Source organism: Pseudomonas sp. NUPR-001 (assembly GCF_052147955.1).
GTDB lineage: Bacteria > Pseudomonadota > Gammaproteobacteria > Pseudomonadales > Pseudomonadaceae > Aquipseudomonas.
Window position 1 is genome coordinate 2,130,985 of record NZ_CP197353.1, and the last position, 20,106, is coordinate 2,151,090.

A 20,106-nucleotide genomic window follows, 5' to 3' on the forward strand; every position below is an offset into this window, starting at 1 on the left:
GCGGACATACCCCTTCCAATTCAGCCGAACAGGTCAGGGGCACATATGTCGGATCTCCAAAGCCAAACCGCCACACCCGCTGCTCTGGATAAAGCAGTCGCGCAAGGTGGTGCCTATGAGGTGCTGAATAAGCGACTCAAGGATCAAGGGCAGCGTCTCACGGTGGCGGCCGACACGTTGAATACACAGCGGTTGGCAGAGTTTGGCGAAACCCAGATGAAAGTTCTGGGCAGGGTCCGAATCCGGACTGAGAACAACTGCACTGCCCGCGACATTGTACGGGTGGGTGACAGCCTGCTGTTCGGCTACAACGTCTTCATTGGTCTGAAGCAAGATACGGCCGTTGGCGACGTTTTTTCTTTGTACAAACTGTCCGGCACCGAGGCCGGATACGAGGCTGAGCCAGCTCCGATCGCTGATTCGTTCCTTAACCAGCCAGCATTCGTTCGAGACTTCACTGAACTCTACACCTACTACAAGAGCACCAAGCTCCTGCAGCTGGCTGTTCGTGACGAGAAACTCCTCGCAAGCTTCCAGATCGGCGAAAAGCTAACTGACATCCGTGTGTTCCGCTGGGCTATTACCGAGGCCGGTACCAAAGTCACGTACATTGATAGCCGTGGTGCGCAGGATATGTCGCTTCCGGCTCAGTTTGACTTTGAATGGCAGAAGTCCAGCCGCGATAGGGTTGTGACCGGAAAGCATGGCCACATCAACATTCTTGACACCGTATTCGTCGATACCATCGGTGGCGACCTCACCATCAAGATTGAGAACAACACGCAGGCTGGTGAGGGCATCTACTCGGAGCCCGTCAACGATCCCAATCAATCGTTGAGTGACGGTCAGTTTGAGTATGCGAGGTTAGGAAGCCTGCTCCTCCTCAAAATTCTTCCCTATCGGGAAACCGAATGGCGATACATCGTCTTCAATACGGTGACCCGTAAGGCATTGCGCATTGACGCAATTGGCCAGGCCTGCCTGCAGCTTCCAGAAGACCATGGGATTATCTTCCCGGGCGGTTACTACCTTCAGAATGGTGACCATAAAACCTTCGACCAGGATATGAAAGGCATGCGCTTTAAGCGCTCCGCTCGAAGCCCCAATGGTGAAGACGTTCAATATTCGTTCTATGAGCCCGTGCACGGCAGATCTGCGCTGTTGACCTACAACATGATCACCCGAAGTCTGCAGAATCCTCTGCTCGGTCATGGATACGCGCGTCTGGAGGATGGCCGAATGGTCATTTTCTCTGCTGAAGGAGTTGAACCCACTCGCGTTCACCCTATGGTTGTGTGGGCGACACCGTTCTACACAGATGAGTTTGCGGCTAGCCAGGCCCCTCGTGACGGTTTCATCGGCAGAATTGGCAATGCCGATCTTGTCCGTGGCATCTCAGACCTTCATGAACTCGTGCGTGACATTGAAACCCCGGCTGTGAGTGTGCAGCGGTATAGCAAGCTGTGTCAGAGCACCAGAAAGATTCTCGATGCCTATCACTGGCTGAACTCATCGGAGGTCCAGGGTCTTGGTTCACTACTGCATGACGTGTCTGAGACCAGCGAGCAGATCCTCGACGAGTTTGAGAAGGTTCAAAGCATTCGCCGTCAATCGGATGCGGCTCTGGCAGACGCTGTCACCGCACAGAAGAAACTTCTGCTACGGGTTCGGTCGGGAGGTTGGAAGGCGGTTCAAGAATACGTCGAAGCGCTCAACGACCTCGGTAGGCACCGTGGCCACCTCCTGACCATCCGGGATCTGCGCTACATCGACACCGCTCAGGTCGACTCGATGGAGAGTGAGCTGCTGTTGGCACAAGACCAGGTGGGCACCAGCACTGCTACGTTCCTGGCAAGCCCTGCCGCTCTAAAGCCATTTTCTACCCAGCTTGAGACCCTCGAAACTCAGGCGTTGGCAGCTCGAACCGTTGTACAGATCAAAGAGCCGCTTGAGGGGCTGGCCAAGATGGCCAGTGACCTCGACATGCTCTCGAAGCTGATGGCCTCACTGAAGATCGATGATGCCACCCAGCGCACTGAGATCGTCGACGCAATTTCTGAAGTTTACTCACGATTGAACCAGGTGAGAGCGAAGGCCGACAAACTCCGCAAGAGCATTGGTTCTGCCGAAGCAGTCGCCCAGTTCGGCGCGCAGTTCAAGCTGTTCGGGCAAGCCATTACTAACGCCCTGCAGCTTGCAACAGATCCGGAGCGCTGTGATGACAATCTGTCCAGGCTCACTGTCCAGCTCGAGGAACTAGAAAGCCAATTCGCAGAGCATGAAGAGTTTCTGACCAGCATCCTGGACAAGCGTCAGGAGATGATCGAGACCTTCGAGTCACACAAGCAAAGCCTGTTGGATGAGCGGAGTCGGCGAGCTCAGGCAGTGGTCGAGGCATCATCCCGGATCCTTGAGAGTCTCCCACGGCGCGTTGCGCGGCTAGAGGGTATGGAAGCGCTCAATGCATTCTTTGCCTCCGACCCCCTTATCCTCAAAATCAAGGATATGGCCAGCCGCCTTCGTCAGCTCAAGGACTCCGTTAAAGCAGACGACGTCGAATCTCAGCTTAAGGCCGCCCGGGATCAAGCGGTTCGGTCGCTGCGTGACAATACCGAGCTTTTTGACGAGGGCGGGAATGTAATCAAGCTTGGGCCTCGGCACCGCTTCAGCGTCAACACCCAAGACCTTGATCTCACCCTGATGCCCCGCGGGGATACCCTTAACTTGCACTTGACCGGCACGGACTTCATGGAGCCGCTGGACAATGCAGCGTTGCTGGAATTAAGGCCATTCTGGACGTCCAGCGTCGAGTCAGAGTCCTCCACGCTGTATCGAGGAGAATATCTGGCTGGCCAGGTGCTGGAAGCCGCTGATGCTGGCCGTGATGGTTTGAAGATCGAAACGCTTGAGTTCCTGATTCAGTCTCCCGATGATTTGACTAAAGCTATTCGCGATTTTGCAGCCCCGCGATACAAGGAAGGCTACCAGAGGGGGATTCATGATCATGATGCTGCCTTGATCCTGGCCCACTTGCTTCCCTTGCGCGTTGCTGCCGGCAACCTTCGGTATGGCCCAGACGCTCGCGCACTTGCAGCCTTGGCTTGGGCGAGAGTGCTTGACACGGATGCACATAGTGCCAGGCAATGGTGTGAGCTGTCCCGTTCCGCTCGCCAGATTCGCAAGGCCTTTGGTACATCCGATAGTTTTGCCGATGTGATACCGGTGATCGTGGCCTGGCTGAAGGTATTCCTGGTAGAACAAGCGATTCCTGCGACCGACTTTGTATGCGCTCAAGCTGCTGAGTATCTGGCTGAAACCCTCGTTTCAACTGATGGCTCTGTCACGTTTAGCTCATATGCCAAAGTACTTCACGATCAGCTGAAGGCGCACTTGGAGAAGACTGATACCTGGAAGGATTACAACGGCACGATCGAAGCCCTGAATGGGGAGATTGGAGCAGCATTTTCTCTATCCATCCGCTGGTTTACCGGGTTTGTGGGTAGTGATCCTGCGATTGCCCATTTGAAAGCCTTTATCAGGGAGGCCGCAGTAATTTCGCTGTTGCCCGATGATTTGCGGCAGTTCAGTGATGTCGAATATCGTGCTCAGGTGACCGGCCTGCTGGGTGAGCACGAGCTACTGCAGGGCGGTGCCTTAGCGGTTGGCGTGGACGACTTCAGTGAGCGCTTTGCTCGACACACGACTGAATTCCTGCCGCAATTGCAAAAGTACAAAGCGTTGCGCCAGTCCATCCTTCAGGCAGAGAAGGCGAGCCTGCGTCTCTCTGAGTTCAAGGCACGTCCTCTGAGCTCATTCGTAAGGAATAAGCTGATCAACGATGTGTACCTTTCGGTCATCGGGGATAATTTGGCCAAGCAGATGGGTGCCGTCGGCGAGAACAAGCGAACCGACCTGATGGGCATGCTGTTGCTCATTTCCCCACCTGGGTACGGAAAAACCACGCTGATGGAGTATGTGGCCAGCCGTTTGGGTCTGATCTTCATGAAGATCAACGGTCCAGCCCTTGGTCATGAAGTCCGGTCCCTGGATCCGGCTCAAGCCCCTGATGCAACCTCTCGCCAAGAGCTCGAAAAGCTCAACCTCGGCCTGCGCATGGGCAACAACGTCATGTTGTATGTGGACGACATTCAGCACACAAACCCCGAGTTCTTGCAGAAATTCATCTCTCTGTGCGACGGCACTCGGCGAATTGAGGGCGTGTGGAAGGGTGTCACCAACACCTATGACATGCGCGGCAAAAAATTCTGCGTTGTGATGTCAGGTAACCCGTACACGGAAACTGGCGAGGTGTTCAAAATCCCTGACATGCTGGCCAACAGAGCAGATATCTACAACCTTGGTGACACCCTCGGCGGGATGGAAGACACCTTCGCGTTGAGCTACATCGAAAACGCGCTGACATCCAACGCGGTGCTCGCTCCGCTGTCCACCCGTGACATGAAAGACCTCTACCTGTTTGTCGATAATGCTCAGGGCAAGGCATTCACCGCCAGCGACCTGAGCCATGCCTACAGCTCGGCCGAGGTGAGTGAAATCACGGACGTGCTTCACCGTCTGCTTCAAATCCGCGATGTGGTCATGGCGGTCAACAAGCAGTACATCGCAAGTGCGGCTCAAGCTGACAAATACCGTACCGAGCCGCCATTCAAGCTTCAGGGCAGCTATCGGAACATGAACAAGATGGCTGAGAAAGTCTCGGCCGTGATGAACGCCCAGGAGTTGCTGCAGGTGGTTGCAGATCACTACCAAGGCGAGTCTCAACTTTTGTCCGCCGGCTCCGAAGAGAACCTGCTGAAGCTTCAAGAGATCCGCGGTTTGCTCACCCCAGACCAGGCCTCTCGTTGGGCCCAGATCAAGCGCGACTTCCAGCGCAGCAAAGCGATGGGGGGTGATGAAGACGTAGGCGGACGGGTTGTTGCCCAGCTCCACGACATTGGAGAGAGCCTGAGAGCGCTTGGCTCGACCTCCAAGCCTGGCGTCGACGCCCACGAAAACCACTTCACTATCTAACAGCACATTTGTGGCAGGAGTTCTCAGGTGACCATTTGGAAAAAGCTCGTTACCGCCTTGCGTGGTGGTGCATCGGAAGTTGGCGAGGCCATCGTCGATGTAAATGCAATTCGCATCCTGGAGCAAGAGCAGCGCGATGCTGATGCTGCGGTACTGAAAGCACGTAACAGCCTGATAGAAATCAAGGCCAAGCACAAAATGTCCCTGCAGCGCCTGGAGGCCTACGGCTCTGATATCTCCAGCTGGGAAAACAAGGCCATGGCAGCCCTGAACAAGGGGGCCGAAGATCTGGCTGTCGAGTGCGCCAATAAGGTTGCCGAGATCGAAGGTTTGCGTGATCAGGAGAAAATCCTGGCTAATCAGTTCGGCAAGCAAGTTGAGATGCTCCACGCTCAGGTTACCAAGGCTGACACTCAGATCAAGGGACTGAAGCAGCAGATTGAAATGACCAAAGCGCGTGAGGTTGTCCAGAAAGCTCGTGGTGCTACCGCCACTGCTACTTCCGGTGCGAGCAGTAAGGTTGCCACCGCAGTAGATTCCTTAACCCGCATCAAGCAGCGTCAGGACGAGCAAGACGCCCGTATGGAAGCGGCTGAAGAAATGGCGGATGCAGCCAATGGCGGCGATCTGGATCGCCGCCTGCAAGAGGCAGGTATCGGTACCAAGCCCAATGCCGGTGGCGATGTTCTGGCCCGCCTGAAGGCAAAGAAGAGCAACAGCGCGCAGTAATACCCTGCGGGTAAGACGGCCGGGACCTGGCCCTGCGGGCTAGGTTCTGAGGTGCGGGAGCGGCGGTGTGCCTGCCTGACTTGTGTAGCGATGAAAAGGTTGTCAGTTACATCCTGTCGCGGGGCAAGCCCGCTCCCACAGTTCTTGGTGAGGGGCTCTACTCCAGCGCTGCCAAGCGCTCTTCCAAGGCGGCAATCCGCGCCTCCAGAGCTTCGATACGCTCCAGCGACACCGAACCACCAGCACTGCGCTCCGGCCCTTGCTGGCGTGCAGCAAGGATGGCGTCGATTTCTGCCGGATCACCCAAGGCATGGGTGTAGCGGTCTTCGCGCTGCCCGGCCTGACGCGGCAGGTGCAAGGCAAAGCCGCGGGCGATCAAGCGCTCCAGCTGATGCAGCACCTGCTCGGCGTCTTCAAACTCGTGCATGCGGCTGCTGCGGGTCAACAGTTCGTTGATGGTTTGCGGACCGCGCAGGAACATCAAACCCAACAGCGTCACTTGCGCCGGTACCAGCTCGAGTGCCTTGTCCACGCGCTGCTCCCAGCGGTCGGCACGGCTGCCCATCTGCAGACGGGTCAGGCCTTGGCCTTCAAGGGCGCGCAGGGCCTGGCCGACCTGGCCTTGGCTGAGGTTCATCACCGGCTCACGGCTGGTTTTCTGGTTGCAGGCCAGCACCAGGGCGTTGAGGGTCAGCGGATACGTTTCCGGGCTGGTGGCCTGTTTTTCGATGAGGGAGCCGAGCACACGGATTTCGGTGCTGTTGAAGCGGGCTTCGGAGGAGGATTCGATAGCGTCGGACATGGCCCTGTCTCTGTGCAATGTAAGGCCTCTAGCCTAGGTGCGCGACAGGGTAAAACACAAGCAGCCGGTGCAGGACGCACCGGCTGCGGGTCAACTTCAGGCAGCTTTGCGCTCTTCGCCCATGCACGCGGCGGCGGTGAACAGCACGTCGGTGGAGGAGTTCAGCGCAGTTTCTGCCGAATCCTGCAGTACGCCGATGATGAAACCTACGGCAACAACTTGCATGGCGATTTCACTCGGAATACCGAACAGGCTGCATGCCAGCGGGATCAACAGCAGCGAGCCACCGGCAACACCCGAGGCACCACAGGCACAGACAGCAGCCACCACGCTGAGCAGGATCGCCGTAGGGATGTCGACGGCGATGCCCAGGGTGTGAACGGCGGCCAGGGTCAATACGGTGATCGTGGTTGCAGCACCGGCCATGTTGATGGTTGCGCCCAGTGGAATCGATACCGAATAGGTATCTTCATGCAGGCCCAAACGCTCGCTCAAGGCCAAGTTGACCGGAATGTTGGCGGCCGAGCTGCGGGTAAAGAATGCGGTGATGCCGCTCTCGCGCAGGCACAGGAACACCAGCGGGTACGGGTTGCGGCGGATTTTCCAGAACACGATCAGCGGATTGACCACCAGCGCCACGAACAGCATGCAGCCGATCAGTACGGCCAGCAGGTGCAGGTAGCCGAGCAGGGCGTCGAGGCCAGACTGCGCCAGGGTCGAGGCGACCAGGCCGAAAATACCCAGCGGGGCGAAGCGAATCACCACTCGCACGATCAGGGTTACGCCGTTGGACAGGTCTTCGACCACGGTGCGCGTGGTTTGCCCGGCGTTGCGAATGGCCACGCCGAGGCCGATGGCCCAGGCCAGAATGCCAATGAAGTTGGCGTTCATCAGGGCGCTGATCGGGTTGTCGACCACGCTGAGCAGCAAGCTTTGCAGCACTTCGGTGATGCCGCCCGGTGCGCTCAGGGCGACGTCCGAGGTGCTCAAGGCCAGGCTCGACGGGAACAGCATGCTGGCAACCACCGCAACCACCGCCGCCGCGAAGGTGCCGAGCAGGTACAGCACCAGGATCGGGCGAATATGGGTTTCGGTGCCGTGTTTATGGTTGGCGATAGACGCCATGACCAGAATAAAGACCAGGATCGGCGCCACTGCTTTCAGGGCGGAGACGAAAACCTTGCCGACAAAGCCCAGGCTCAAGGCAACGTCGGGGGCGATCAGGGCCAGGGCGATACCGGCCACCAGGCCGATCATGATCTGTAGTACCAGGCTGGTACGGTTCAAGAGTTTCAGAACAGGTGTCATGTCGGGTGTTTCTCAGTCTTGTAGAGGGCAGTCAGCCCATTGCCACGCCGGAAAATAAGGGGCGTCAGGCGATCAGGGGCATGAAAGGGGCGCGACTTTAGCACAGCGCGTCACACTTGGTCCTTGCCCTGTGTCAGACGGTAGGGTGGGGGTGTAGTATGCGCGCCCCTTGTAAACGGCCTGGCGCCGTCGATGTCTAGAACGCTGGAGTGTAGATGTTATTGCCGATTCTGTTGCTGGCGGCGGCCGGCTTCACTGTGTTGACCACCGAGTTTGTGATTGTCGGGTTGTTGCCGGGGATCGCCCGTGACTTGGCGGTCAGTGTGCCCCAGGCCGGGCTGCTGGTGACGCTGTTTGCCTTTGCCGTGGCCTGCTTCGGCCCGTTTCTGACCGCCTGGTGCGCGCGTTTCGAGCGCAAGCGCCTGTTTGTCGGGGTGCTGTTGCTGTTTGCCGCCTGTAATGCCCTGGCGGCGTTGGCGCCAAACATCTATGTGATGGCGGTGGCGCGGCTATTGCCAGCCTTGGGCTTGCCGGTGTTCTGGGCGCTGGCCAGTGAAACGGCAGTGGACATTGTCGGGCCCGCGTACGCCGGGCGGGCGATTGCCAAAATCAGCTTTGGCGTGGTGTGTGCCACGGTGTTCGGTATTCCGGTCGGCACGTTGGTGGGCGATGCGTTGGGCTGGCGGGCGGCGTTCGCCTTGCTGGCCGTGCTGGCACTGGCCAAAGCGTTGCTGCTGTACCGCTACCTGCCGCATACGCCGCGGCAAAGCCAGGCCACTTCGCTGCGCGGGCAGTTTGGGGTGCTGCGCAGCCGCCTGTTGCAGGGGCATGTGCTGCTCTCGGTGCTGGTGTTCAGCGGCATGTTCACCGCTTACACCTACCTGGCGGACATCCTGGAACGCCTGGCCGGGTTCGATGGGACGCGGGTGGGCTGGTACTTGATGGGCTTCGGCGCGGTGGGGCTGATCGGCAACAGCCTGGGCGGGCGTGCCGTCGATCGCCAGCCATTGCTGGCTTCTGCCGGCTTTTGCGCGTTGCTGCTGGTCGGGCTGATTGTTTTGGTACCCAGCATTCATTCAACCTACGGTCTGATCGCTGCGCTGGCCCTTTGGGGGCTGAGCCAGGCGGCGCTGTTTCTGGTCAGCCACGTTCGCCTGATCAAGGCGGCCCCGCAGGCACCAGCCTTTGCCGCCTCATTGAACATCGCCGGTGGCAACCTGGGCATTGGCCTTGGGGCAATCATTGGCGGCCGGGTGATCGATACTGTCGGCCTGGCCGGGCTTGGTTACGCCGCGGCCGTATTGATCGGTGCTTCGGTGATACTGGCGCTGGCATTGATGCGCATGCGCAGCGCCACGGTTACCAGTTGAACAGTTGGCGGCGGGCGCCTTCGGTGATCGCGATGATGCCGGGGTGTTTGACCTTGCGTTCCACCGAAATGGCGTAGAACGACTCGATCACCGCGTCGGTCTCGCCGATTCGTTCTACGCCGTACTGGCGGCAGACTTCATCGGCAATCACGCTGGGGCCGATGAAGATACCGCTGCCGGACTGGCCGAACGCCTGCATCAGGGCGCTGTCATCGAATTCACCGACGATGCGCGGCTGAATCTGCTGCTCGGCAAACCAGCGTAGCAGACGGCTGCGCACCACGGTTTCCTGGCCGGGAATCAGCAGCGGGGCGTGTTGCAGACAGGCGGGAAAGTCCTTGCCCAGTTCCGCCGCCAGCGCCGGGGTGGCGAAAAAGCTGATGCCGCACTCACCCAGGCGCTGGCTGTAGCCCTTGATGTCGAGGTGGCTGGGCATGGGGCTGTCGGAGATCACCAGGTCCAGGCGCTGAATCGCAAGGTCAGCCAGCAGGCGTTCGAGTTTGTCTTCACGGCAACTCAGGCGCAGGGCGTCTTCCATGGCCATGGTTGGTGCCAGCAGGCGGTAAACGATGGATTTGGGCACCACATCGGCCACCCCGACCCGAAACAGAATCTGCTGTTCATCCGGGCGAGTGCGCAGCATTGCCTCCAGTTCACCGCCAATCTGAAACATTTGCTCGGCATACGTCAGCGCCTGGCGACCACTTTCAGTCAGTTCCAGTTGGCGCCCAACCCGGCGAAACAGTTCGATGCCATAGGTCTGCTCAAGCAGGCTGATTTGTCCGCTGATGGTCTGTGGCGTCAGGTTCAGTTGCTCGCCGGCCCGCACGATGCTGCCGGTGCGCGCCACCACCCAGAAGTAATGCAGCTGTCGGTAGTTGAGCATGGCGTTTCCCGAATCGAAAAAACCGAAGTATAACTGCTGAAAATACGAATTTTCCTGATGTATCGAGATATTTAGAATCCCCAGCCATCACGGTGCCACTGACTGGGCGCTGATCATCGATACGGAGAACCACAGATGCTGTACCTGAAATCCATCGGAACACCCCTGGTGTTATTGTTGGCCCTGTTTGCCATGAGCGGCTGCGAGCAGGCGGAGAAGTCTGCCCAGCAGGTGCTCAACCAGGCGGCAGAGTCTGCCAAGGAAGCCATCGATAAAACCAACGAAGCTGCCCAGCAGGCCCTGAGCGAAGCCACGGGTTCGGAGGGCGAAAAGGCCGCTAAACCCGAACGCGACGACAGCAGCAAAGAAATCTGACCCACCCCTTACCTCGATGCAGGAATGATTCATGGAATACTTGTTGGAACTCGCTGCAAGCCCGACCGCCTGGGTAGCCCTGGCCACCCTGGTGGCCATGGAGATCGTGCTGGGCATCGATAACCTGATTTTCATCTCTATCCTGACCAACAAGTTGCCCGAGGAATACCGCTCCAAGGCGCGTCGTATCGGTATCAGCATGGCGCTGGTGATGCGCTTGGGTCTGCTCAGCACCATCGCCTGGATCGTGCAACTGACCGAACCTGTGTTTGAGGTGTTTGACCATGCGTTCTCGTGGAAAGACATGATCCTGATTGCCGGTGGCCTGTTCCTGCTGTGGAAGGCGACCACTGAAATCCACGAAAGCGTCGACCCGCGTGCCAAGGAAGAAGCCAAGGCGAGCTCCACCGTCACCCTGGGCTTCGCGGCTGCGATTGGTCAGATCCTGTTGCTGGACATCGTCTTCTCGATCGACAGCATCATCACCGCCGTGGGCATGACCGAGCACCTGCCGATCATGATCATTGCTGTAGTAAGTGCTGTAATCGTGATGCTGGTGGCGGCCGACCCGCTGGCCAAGTTCATCAACGACAACCCGACCGTGGTGATGTTGGCCCTGGGCTTCCTGATCATGATCGGTATGACCCTGATCGCCGAAGGCTTCGGCGCCCACGTACCGAAAGGTTATGTGTATGCGGCGATGGCGTTCTCTACTGCGATCGAAGCGCTGAACATCATGGCGCGCCGGGCGCGGATCAAGCGCGAAGCGGCTGAGGGTTGATGTAAATCGCGGGGCAAGCCCGCTCCCACAGGGGGAACCTGGTGGGAGCGGGCTTGCCCCGCGATGCTTTTAACGATCAATCAATGCGCTTGAGCATGCCGACGGCTACGCCGCGTCGGTACTGCCTCGGTGGTTTTTTTCGGCAAGGTATGGTGCGGGTGGTGGCGGCGGGCAATCCGCAGCACGCCCCACAGCATGGCGGCGGCGACGCTTAGCCAGGCGCCTACCAGCATGAGAATGGCCATTGTCAGGCTCATGTATGCCTCCTCAGGTCCCTGGCCAGCCCTAGATGCTGGCCACGCGGACACCCCTAGAGTCTAGCCCACGCCAAGTTGCAGGCTATTGACCGATAGTCTAGCCCTTTGCACTGCTTTGTTCTAAGACGCCTTCGCTCTATACCCACGCGGCTTGCCGGCCTATGATCGCACCCCAGGGCCGGGCGCTGTCTGCCGGGCATCAGCACAAGCGAGTGTTCATGCTGCCACTGTCTATCACGTTTTCTGCAATTGCCCCGCAGCGCCTGCTGGTGGCCTGTACATTGGCCCTGGCCTTGGCCGGTTGTGCGAGCCAGCCTCCCGCGCCGATCAAAGGCCTGGCGCAACGGGTGGAAATCGGTTCAGTACCCTTCTATCGCGGCAATGCCAACCAGAGCGCGCCGATGGCCCTGGCGGCGATCCTGTCGCAACAGGGCGTGCGCATTACCCCAGGCTTGCTCGAACAACCCCTGGGCCTACCGCAGGGTATCGACAAACTGCAGAGCGCAATGCAGGACGTTGCCCGCCAGTACGGCATGGTGGTTTATCCGCTGGAGCCAAAGCTCAACGCCTTGCTGATCCAGGTGGCCGCAGGCAACCCAGTGTTGCTGCGTTTCGAGGAAGGGGCGGGGTTCTGGGGTGAGCCGCGTTATGCCTTGCTGGTCGGCTACGACCGTTACAAGCAGCGGGTGTTGCTGCGGGCAGGAAACAATCGACGGCTGCTGATGGATTTTGACGACTTCACATCAGCCTGGAACAAGCAGGGGAGTTGGGCAGTGCTGGTGCAGCAGCCGGGCCAGTTGCCGGCTGAAGTTGACCGTCAGCGTTGGCTGAAGGCGGCCAATGACCTGGCCCAGGCGGGCCAGGAACAAGCGGCCCGCCAGGCCGTCAGTGCCCTGGGGCAGTGACGGCGCGGGCGAGTAGCGCTTAGAAGCCCAGACGGTCGCGCAGGCTGTAGTACCAGGCACCGAGGGCGCTGAACGGTACGCGCAGCATCTGGCCACCCGGGAACGGGTAGTGCGGCAGTTCGGCAAAGGCGTCGAAGCGCTCGGCCTGACCGCGCAGGGCCTCGGCCAGCACCTTGCCCGCCAGATGGGTGTAGGTGACGCCGTGGCCACTGCAACCCTGGGAGTAGTAGATGTTGTCGCCCAAACGGCCAACCTGCGGCAGACGCGACAGGGTCAGCAGGAAGTTACCGGTCCAGGCGTAATCGATTTTCACGTCTTTGAGCTGCGGGAAAGCCTTGAGCATCTTCGGACGGATGATCGCTTCGATGTTCGCCGGGTCACGCGCGCCGTACACCACGCCACCGCCGAAAATCAGGCGTTTGTCGCTGGTCAGGCGGTAGTAGTCGAGCAGGTAGTTGCAGTCTTCGACGCAGTAGTCTTGTGGCAGCAGGCTGCGTGCCAGTTCTTCGCCCAGCGGCTCGGTGGTGATCACCTGGGTGCCGCACGGCATGGACTTGGCAGCCAGCTCTGGTACCAAGCCGCCAAGGTAGGCGTTACCGGCAACGATGACGAACTTGGCGCGTACTTTACCTTGTGGGGTGTGGACCACCGGGTTGGCACCGCGCTCGATGCGTACGGCTGGCGATTGCTCATAGATCTTGCCGCCCAGCGACTCGACCGCAGCGGCTTCGCCCAGGGCCAGGTTCAGCGGGTGGATGTGGCCGCCGCTCATGTCGAGCATACCGCCCAGGTACTGGTCGCAATTGACCACTTCACGGATGCGCTTCTGGTCCATCAGTTCCAGCTGGGTGTGGCCGAAACGTTCCCACAGGCGCTTTTGCGACTCCAGGTGACCCATTTGCTTGGCGGTCAGGGCGGCGAACACGCCACCGTCTTTGAGGTCGCACTGGATGTTGTACTTGGCGACGCGGTCACGAATGATGCGACCACCTTCGAAGGCCATCTGACCGAGCAGTTGTGCCTGCTTGGGGCCGACAGTGCGCTCGATGACATCGATGTCACGGCTGTAGCTGTTAACGATCTGGCCACCGTTACGGCCAGAGGCACCGAAACCGACTTTGGCGGCTTCCAGTACGGTCACGCTGAAGCCATTCTCCAGCAGGAACAAAGCGCTGGACAGACCGGTATAGCCGGCGCCGATCACGCAGACATCGGTCTGTACCTCTTCCTGCAGCGCCGGGCGCGGCGGTACCGGATTGGCCGATGCGGCGTAGTAGGACTGAGGGTAGGGGGTATTGGCCATGCTGCGAAACCTCTGTTTTATATTTTTTACGACTGTACCGATGCTATCAATAATAATAAACACCCGCTAGTCGTCTGTTGAAAATCCTTTACTCCGGCTTTTCACAAATATTTTTAAGATTCAGTGGCTTAGCGTGAAAAAAAGAGTTGACACGATTTGTTGAATCCGTAGAATGCCGCCTCACAGCAGGCACATAGCTCAGTTGGTTAGAGCACCACCTTGACATGGTGGGGGTCGTTGGTTCGAGTCCAATTGTGCCTACCAAATCAAATCCGCCCCTGCTGGCGGTACCAAAAAGGCGATCCGAAAGGGTCGCCTTTTTTGGTTTCCCCTGTGGGAGCGGGCTTGCCCCTCTCTCAAGGACCGGCTATCCGAAGAACAGCCTGTATAGACAGCACCGCTAGAATTAACAGGGGGATAACTTTCATGCGTATTGCTTGTAAGGAGTCCTACAATGAAGATGCTATCTTCACTGGCGCTGGTGATGGCAGCCGGATGGATCTCAGGTTGTGCTACAGGGCCTGATCATCAACGGGTCAGCCTCCCGCTGAATGCAACTCAGGACAACGCCGGGCAGATCGCTCATGCCAGCCTGGTGGCGATGGGCAGCAAGACGGAAATCCGGATCGCTGTCAGTGGTGTGCCTGATTCAACGACAATTCCTGCTCGTCTCTACACCTACCTCTACGCGGGCGGGTGCGGCGGTCTGAGTGAAAAGCCAGCTTACTCGATGAATCAAACCGTGCGGTCAGATCTCCATGGCTCTGGCATGGAGTTGGTGAAGGTCGCACCCTTGTCACTCGATAGTCTGCGCTCGGGCAACTTTGCCCTGGTGGTGCGCGGTAGTGCTGCAGACGGCAATCACGACTTGTTTTGTGCCAATGTGATCTAACCCCGGTGGGAGCGGGCTTGCCCCGCGATGCGATGTGACTGGCACACTGCAATCGCGGGTCAAGCCCGCTCCTACCGAAGCGTTAAGCGTTGCGCTTGACCACCAGGGTGAGGATGTCGTAACTGGCGCACAGCTCGCCGTTCTGGTTGGTCACTTCAACGTCCCAGGCCACTACACCTTGTGGCTCGCCTTTCGGACTGACTTTGCCCTGGTCAATCTTGCGTTTGCAGGTCAGGCGCGCCTGGATGGTGTCGCCGATGCCCACCGGGGTGATGAAGCGCAGGGTGTCCAGGCCGTAGTTGGCCAGCACCGGGCCAACGCCAGGGGAGACGAACAGGCCGGCAGCCGCTGACAACACGAAGTAGCCGTGGGCGATACGCTTGCCGAACTGCGAGTCCTTGGCGGCGATGTCGTCGAAGTGCATGTAGAAGTGGTCACCCGACAGGCAACCAAAGTTGACCAGGTCTGCCTCTGTCACGGTGCGACGGTGGGTCAACAGCGATTCACCAATCTGCAGGTCTTCGAAGTGACGACGGAACGGGTGTACTTCGCTTTCGTAAACCTTGGCACCGCGTACATATTCACCGGTAACCGCCATCAGCATGCTCGGCGAACCCTGGACCGCGGTGCGCTGCAGGTAGTGCTTGACTGCACGCAGACCGCCAAGCTCTTCGCCGCCGCCCGCACGGCCCGGGCCGCCGTGTTTGAGTTGCGGCAGTGGTGAGCCGTGGCCGGTGGATTCGGCGGCCGATTCGCGATCGAGGATGTGCAGACGACCATGCAGCGCTGCAGCGGCAGGCACCACTTTGGCGGCAACGCGTGGGTCTTTGGTGATCAGGCTGGCAACCAGGCTGCCTTTGCCGCGGGCGGCCAGGGCAATGGCTTCGTCGAGGTCGTCGTAGCCCATCAAGGTGCTGACCGGGCCGAACGCTTCGATGTCGTGCGCACCACCTTCGGCGTGCGGGTCACGGCTGCGCAGCAGGGTCGGGGCGAAGAACGCACCTTCGTTGACGCCATCGCCGCGCGGGGCGAAGCCGTCGCGGGCACCGAACAGCAAGTCACTCGATTGCAGCAGGGCTTCGACGCGCTCGGCGACGTCAGCCTGTTGGGCGTGCGAGGCCAGTGCGCCCATGCGCACGCCTTCTACCGACGGGTCACCGACCACAACCTTGGCCAGGCGATCGCGCAGGCGCTCGGCAACGGCGTCGAGGTGTTTGGCTGGCACGATGGCGCGGCGAATCGCGGTGCACTTCTGCCCGGCCTTGGTGGTCATTTCACGGGCGACTTCTTTGACGAACAGGTCGAACTCTTCGTCGTCCGGGGTGACTTCCGGCGCCAGGATCGCACAGTTCAGCGAGTCGGCTTCGGCGTTGAACGGTACAGAATTGCGTACCAGGTTGGCGTTGACGCGCAGCTTGGCGGCAGTGTCGGCGGAACCGGTGAAGGTCACCACGTCCTGGCCCTGCAGGCGGTCGAGCAGGTCGCCGGTGCCGCCGATGATCAGTTGCAGGCTACCGGCGGGCAGCAGGCCGGATTCGTCCATCAGGCGCACGGCCGCTTCGGCCAGGTAGCTGGTGGCGGAGGCCGGTTTGACGATGCACGGCATGCCGGCGAGGAAGCTTGGTGCGAACTTTTCCAACATGCCCCAAATCGGGAAGTTGAAGGCGTTGATGTGCACCGCCAGGCCGCCGCGCGGCACCAGGATGTGGCTGCCGGCAAAGGTGTTGCCCTTGCTCAGGGGAATGACCGGGCCTTCATGCACGACGTTGCCGGACGGCAGCTCACGGCTGCCGACGCTGGCGTAGGCGAACAGGGTGCCGGCGCCGCCTTCGATGTCGATCCAGCTGTCGGCACGGGTCGCACCGCTGTGGTGGGACAGCGCGTACAGCTGTTCCTTGCGCTCGAGCAGGAACTTGCCGAGGGCCTTGAGGCGCGCCGCGCGCTGCTGGAAGTCCATCGCCATCAGTTCGGCGATGCCGCGCTGACGGGCATGGGCGACGGCTTCGGCGAAGTCCAGGGTTTCTTCGTGGGTGCAGGCCAGCGGCTGGCCGTTGATCGCGCTGCGCAGCGACTGGGCACCGTGCTGGCCGATCCAGCGGCCACCGATGAAGCTTTGCAGGGTAGGGGTGTTGATCATTACAAACTCTCCAAGGTGTCGGGGTGGCCGCACCGCAAGCCCTACCAGAGGGCCAGGGTGTAGCCGAGAATCAGGCGGTTCTCGTCAACGTCGGTGGTCAGCCCGTTGCCGGAGCGGAAGGTGACGTTGCGCCAGCGCAGGCTCACGTTCTTGAGCGGGCCGCTTTGCACGACGTAAGCGATGTCGCTGTCGCGTTCCCACTCTTCGCCGTGATCGCCGCCGCTGGTTCGGGCGTTGCTGCCGTCGACGTAGCGGGTCATGAAGCTCAGGCCCGGTACGCCGAGGGCGGCGAAGTCGTAGTCGTACCGCAGTTGCCAGGCGTCTTCCTCGGCACGGGTGAAGGTGTTGAAGGTCACCAGGTTGACCGAGTAGGGGTCGCCGCCGTTGAGGAACGGGAAGGCACTGTCGCCGGACATGCGCTGCCCGGCCACGCTGAAACGATGGCCGCCGTGGCTGAGGCTGAGCATGCCGTTGAAGTTGCGGTTATCGACGACCCCCGCGCGGCGCTGGCCGTCTTCACTGCTGTCGAAGTAACGCAGGTCGCTGCGCAGGCTGAAGCCGCCGCCCAGGGGCAGGGTGTGGATCAGGCCGACGAAGTGCTGGCGGTAGATGTCTTCCAGCTTGCCGTAGTAGTAGCTGACGGCAAGTTGCGGGTTGATCGCGTAGCTGCCGCCGGCAAAGTCGAAGGCATCGCTGGTGGCGGCGCCGTAGCCGATGTCATCGCGGCCGGAAGAATCGCGCAGGTTGACGCGGGTCAGGCGGCCACCGTTGAGGGTCAGGCCGTCGAACTCTTGCGAGGTGAGCATGCCACCCTGGAAGGTCGACGCCAGCAGGCGGGTGTCGTTATAGGTAACCACCGGCAGCAGCGGCTGCAGGGTGCCGACCCGCAGCACGCTTTTGGAAGCACGCAGTTTGCCAGTCAGGCCCAGCTCGCTGTAGTCGTCCACCGGTTCGTGGCTGTTCGGGCCGAAAGGCAGCAAGCCGGTGCCACGCCGGTCGCGGCTGGAGTCCAGTTTGATACCCAGTTGGCCGATGGCGTCGACGCCTACGCCAACAGCACCTTCAGTGAAGCCGGACTCAAGCCGTGCGGTAAAGCCTTGCCCCCATTCCGCGGCCTTGGCCTGCGGCGCGCCGCTTTGGCGGAAGTCGCGGTTCAGGTAATGGTTGCGCAGCTCCAGGGTGCCTTTGCTGTCTTTGATGAAGTCAGCCATGGCCAGCGGTGAGATGGCCAGGCCAAGCGCCGCCAGCAGCGGCGCAGGGGAACGGAAATCGATCATTGTTTTTATGCTTCCGTTGAATCAGTGGCGGCTGGCGGCGGCTGCGCCGATGCCGGTCATCGAACGAATGAACTGGGCCAGGTAACGGCCGCGTTCGGCTTCTGCGCGAGGCGAACGGTCGGTGACCGAGAACGCCCAGGCACCGAGGAATGCCAGGGTCATGGAGAACAAGGCCGGGTTCGAATAGGGGAAGAGTGCGTGCTCGTGGTGCAGCACACCGACCCAGACCACCGGGCTCAGCACCAGCAAGATCACCGCAGAGGCCAGGCCAACCAGGCTGCCAGCGACCGCGCCACGGGTGGTCAGGCCTTTCCAGAACATCGATAGGAACAGCACTGGGAAGTTGACCGAGGCGGCGATGGCCAGCACCAGGCCGGACAGGAAGGCAATGTTCTGCGTCTCGAACAGCAGGCCGAGAATCACCGCCAGCACACCGATGACCAGGGTGGCGATGCGCGACATGCGCATTTCTTCGCGCTCACTGGCCTGGCCTTTGCGGATCACGCAGGCATACAGGTCGTGGGCCACCGCCGAAGCGCCAGACAGCGCCAGGCCAGCGACCACGGCGAGGATGGTGGCGAAGGCCACCGCCGAGATGAAGCCGAGGAACAGGCTGCCACCTACGGCCTGGGCCAGGTGCACAGCGACCATGTTGCCGCCGCCGATAATGGCGCCGTTGACGTCGCGGAAGCTCGTGTCGGTACCGACGATAACGATGGCGCCAAAGCCGATGGCAATCAGCAGTACATAGAAATAGCCGATGAAACCGGTGGCATACAGCACGCTCTTGCGCGCTTCGCGAGCGTCCTTGACGGTGAAGAAGCGCATCAGGATGTGCGGCAGGCCGGCGGTGCCGAACATCATGCCGACCGCCAGCGAAATGGTATCGATCGGGTTACCCAGCAAACCGCCGGGGGCCATGATCGCCTGACCTTTGGCATGCACGGCAGCAGCACCAGCGAACATCGCTTCGGTGCTGAAGTTGAAGTGCTTGAGCACCGCGTAAGCCATGAACGTGGCGCCCGACAGCAGCATCACCGCTTTGATGATCTGTACCCAGGTGGTGGCGAGCATGCCGCCGAAGGTCACATAGAAGACGATCAGCACGCCAACCAGCAAGACCGCCTGCAGGTAGCTGATGCCGAACAGCAGTTCGATCAGCTTGCCGGCACCGACCATCTGTGCCATCAGGTACATCAGCGCGACGATCAAGGTGCCGACGGCGGCAACGATGCGGATCGGGCTTTGTTCCAGGCGATAGGAGACCACATCGGCGAAGGTGTACTTGCCGAGGTTGCGCAGGCGTTCGGCGATCAGGAACAGGATGATCGGCCAGGCGGCGACCACACCCAGGGAGTACAGCAGGCCATCGTAACCGGCCATGAAAATCATCGCCGAGATGCCCAGGAATGAAGCGGCGCTGATCATGTCACCGGCAATTGCCAGGCCGTTCTGCAGGCCGCTGATGCCGCCGCCTGCGGTGTAGAAGTCACTGGCCGAGCGGGTGCGCAGGGCGGCCCAGCGTGTGATACCAAGGGTGAGCAGGACGAAGACCAGGAACATGCCAATGGCGTTCCAGTTCAAAGGTCGCGCAACGGTTTCGCCGGCCAGGGCAGCACCGCTGGACACCAGGCCTGTGGTCAGCAACACGAGCGAAGAGCGTTTCATGCCTGGCTCTCCTGCTGCAGTTTCGCGACCAGCGGGTCGAGCACCTGGTTGGTCTGCTGCACGTAGAAAGCAGTGAGCGCGAACGACAGCACAATCACCGCCACGGCCACCGGAATGCCGAGGCTGGTGGCGCCACCGCTAAGCGACTGGCTGAGCACGCCGGGAGCAAAGGCCATCACCAGCACGAAACCGTAATAAATGGCCAACATCGCCAGGGTCAGTGTCCAGGTCAGACGCTGCTTGCGCCGCACCAACTGGATGAAGTCCGGATGCTGCCGGAGACGTTCGTGGTCTTGTAGGTTCATGCGTTCACGCTCTCTTTTTATGATTGTTGAGACAGTGTGTTCGGGGCACAGCACATTGCGGCCTGTGCAGGCGCCGCCAC

The 20,106-nt window shown here is 60.2% G+C and carries 16 protein-coding genes and 1 tRNA gene; 8 read left to right on the top strand and 9 right to left on the bottom strand.

Annotated features, from left to right (window positions below):
* Positions 1-45 precede the first annotated feature (45 nt).
* Both ACP6KB_RS09710 and ACP6KB_RS09715 read left to right on the top strand, forming a co-directional pair.
* A complete protein-coding gene (locus ACP6KB_RS09710; RefSeq protein WP_442113512.1) occupies positions 46-5,031 on the top strand; it encodes a DNA repair ATPase in 4,986 nt (1,661 codons plus the stop codon).
* Positions 5,032-5,058: 27 nt separating this feature from the next.
* Positions 5,059-5,760 carry a PspA/IM30 family protein gene (locus tag ACP6KB_RS09715; RefSeq protein WP_442113513.1) on the top strand — a complete coding sequence of 234 codons (702 nt, stop codon included), beginning with the start codon at positions 5,059-5,061 and terminating at the stop codon, positions 5,758-5,760.
* A gap of 157 nt (positions 5,761-5,917) precedes the next feature.
* Here the strand turns inward: ACP6KB_RS09715 and ACP6KB_RS09720 are convergent, their stop codons facing one another.
* Both ACP6KB_RS09720 and sstT read right to left on the bottom strand, forming a co-directional pair.
* The gene (locus ACP6KB_RS09720; RefSeq protein ID WP_442113514.1) at positions 5,918-6,562 is read right to left on the bottom strand and encodes a YceH family protein; all 645 of its coding nucleotides are present in this window, start codon (positions 6,560-6,562) and stop codon (positions 5,918-5,920) included.
* 96 nt (positions 6,563-6,658) lie between these two features.
* Positions 6,659-7,870: a serine/threonine transporter SstT gene (sstT, locus tag ACP6KB_RS09725; protein ID WP_442113515.1), complete on the bottom strand. Its 1,212-nt coding sequence runs from the start codon at positions 7,868-7,870 to the stop codon at positions 6,659-6,661.
* A 215-nt stretch (positions 7,871-8,085) separates the two neighbouring features.
* Here sstT and ACP6KB_RS09730 point away from each other — a divergent pair, with 215 nt between their 5' ends.
* Complete coding sequence (locus ACP6KB_RS09730) at positions 8,086-9,240, top strand: MFS transporter (protein WP_442113516.1); 1,155 nt, start codon at positions 8,086-8,088, stop codon at positions 9,238-9,240.
* Here ACP6KB_RS09730 and nhaR read toward each other — a convergent pair.
* On the bottom strand, positions 9,230-10,126 hold the full coding sequence (gene nhaR, locus ACP6KB_RS09735; RefSeq protein WP_442113517.1) for a transcriptional activator NhaR: 897 nt from the start codon (positions 10,124-10,126) through the stop codon (positions 9,230-9,232). The two genes, ACP6KB_RS09730 and nhaR, sit on opposite strands and share 11 nt — an antisense overlap.
* Before the next feature lie 135 nt (positions 10,127-10,261).
* Here nhaR and ACP6KB_RS09740 point away from each other — a divergent pair, with 135 nt between their 5' ends.
* Complete coding sequence (locus tag ACP6KB_RS09740; protein WP_442113518.1) at positions 10,262-10,501, top strand: hypothetical protein; 240 nt, start codon at positions 10,262-10,264, stop codon at positions 10,499-10,501.
* A gap of 31 nt (positions 10,502-10,532) precedes the next feature.
* Entirely contained in the window at positions 10,533-11,282 is a 750-nt protein-coding gene (locus ACP6KB_RS09745) for a TerC family protein (RefSeq protein ID WP_442113519.1), read from the top strand.
* Between the two features lie 80 nt (positions 11,283-11,362).
* Here the strand turns inward: ACP6KB_RS09745 and ACP6KB_RS09750 are convergent, their stop codons facing one another.
* Complete coding sequence (locus tag ACP6KB_RS09750) at positions 11,363-11,539, bottom strand: hypothetical protein (RefSeq protein WP_165957359.1); 177 nt, start codon at positions 11,537-11,539, stop codon at positions 11,363-11,365.
* Between the two features lie 161 nt (positions 11,540-11,700).
* Between ACP6KB_RS09750 and ACP6KB_RS09755 the strand changes: the two genes are divergently transcribed.
* Positions 11,701-12,444, top strand: a complete 744-nt coding sequence (locus tag ACP6KB_RS09755; RefSeq protein WP_442113520.1) for a peptidase C39 family protein — start codon at positions 11,701-11,703, stop codon at positions 12,442-12,444.
* 19 nt (positions 12,445-12,463) lie between these two features.
* On the opposite strand, the gene ACP6KB_RS09760 is transcribed toward ACP6KB_RS09755, so the two are convergent.
* Positions 12,464-13,747: an NAD(P)/FAD-dependent oxidoreductase gene (locus tag ACP6KB_RS09760; protein ID WP_442113521.1), complete on the bottom strand. Its 1,284-nt coding sequence runs from the start codon at positions 13,745-13,747 to the stop codon at positions 12,464-12,466.
* A 187-nt stretch (positions 13,748-13,934) separates the two neighbouring features.
* On the opposite strand from ACP6KB_RS09760, the gene ACP6KB_RS09765 reads away from it, so the two are divergent.
* Together ACP6KB_RS09765 and ACP6KB_RS09770 are read left to right on the top strand one after the other, a co-directional pair.
* Positions 13,935-14,011, top strand: a tRNA-Val gene (locus ACP6KB_RS09765).
* Positions 14,012-14,201: 190 nt separating this feature from the next.
* Complete coding sequence (locus tag ACP6KB_RS09770) at positions 14,202-14,639, top strand: hypothetical protein (protein WP_442113522.1); 438 nt, start codon at positions 14,202-14,204, stop codon at positions 14,637-14,639.
* An 82-nt stretch (positions 14,640-14,721) separates the two neighbouring features.
* Here the strand turns inward: ACP6KB_RS09770 and paaZ are convergent, their stop codons facing one another.
* The 4 genes from paaZ to ACP6KB_RS09790 are packed head-to-tail and all read right to left on the bottom strand — an operon-like array spanning position 14,722 to position 20,026.
* Positions 14,722-16,776, bottom strand: coding sequence for a phenylacetic acid degradation bifunctional protein PaaZ (paaZ, locus tag ACP6KB_RS09775; RefSeq protein WP_442113523.1), 2,055 nt, complete (start codon positions 16,774-16,776; stop codon positions 14,722-14,724).
* Between the two features lie 41 nt (positions 16,777-16,817).
* A complete protein-coding gene (locus ACP6KB_RS09780; RefSeq protein ID WP_442113524.1) occupies positions 16,818-18,053 on the bottom strand; it encodes an OprD family porin in 1,236 nt (411 codons plus the stop codon).
* Positions 18,054-18,074: 21 nt separating this feature from the next.
* A complete protein-coding gene (locus ACP6KB_RS09785) occupies positions 18,075-19,721 on the bottom strand; it encodes a cation acetate symporter (RefSeq protein ID WP_442113525.1) in 1,647 nt (548 codons plus the stop codon).
* Positions 19,718-20,026, bottom strand: coding sequence for a DUF485 domain-containing protein (locus ACP6KB_RS09790; protein ID WP_442113526.1), 309 nt, complete (start codon positions 20,024-20,026; stop codon positions 19,718-19,720). Before ACP6KB_RS09790 ends, ACP6KB_RS09785 begins: the two co-directional genes overlap by 4 nt.
* Between the last annotated feature and the right edge of the window lie 80 nt (positions 20,027-20,106).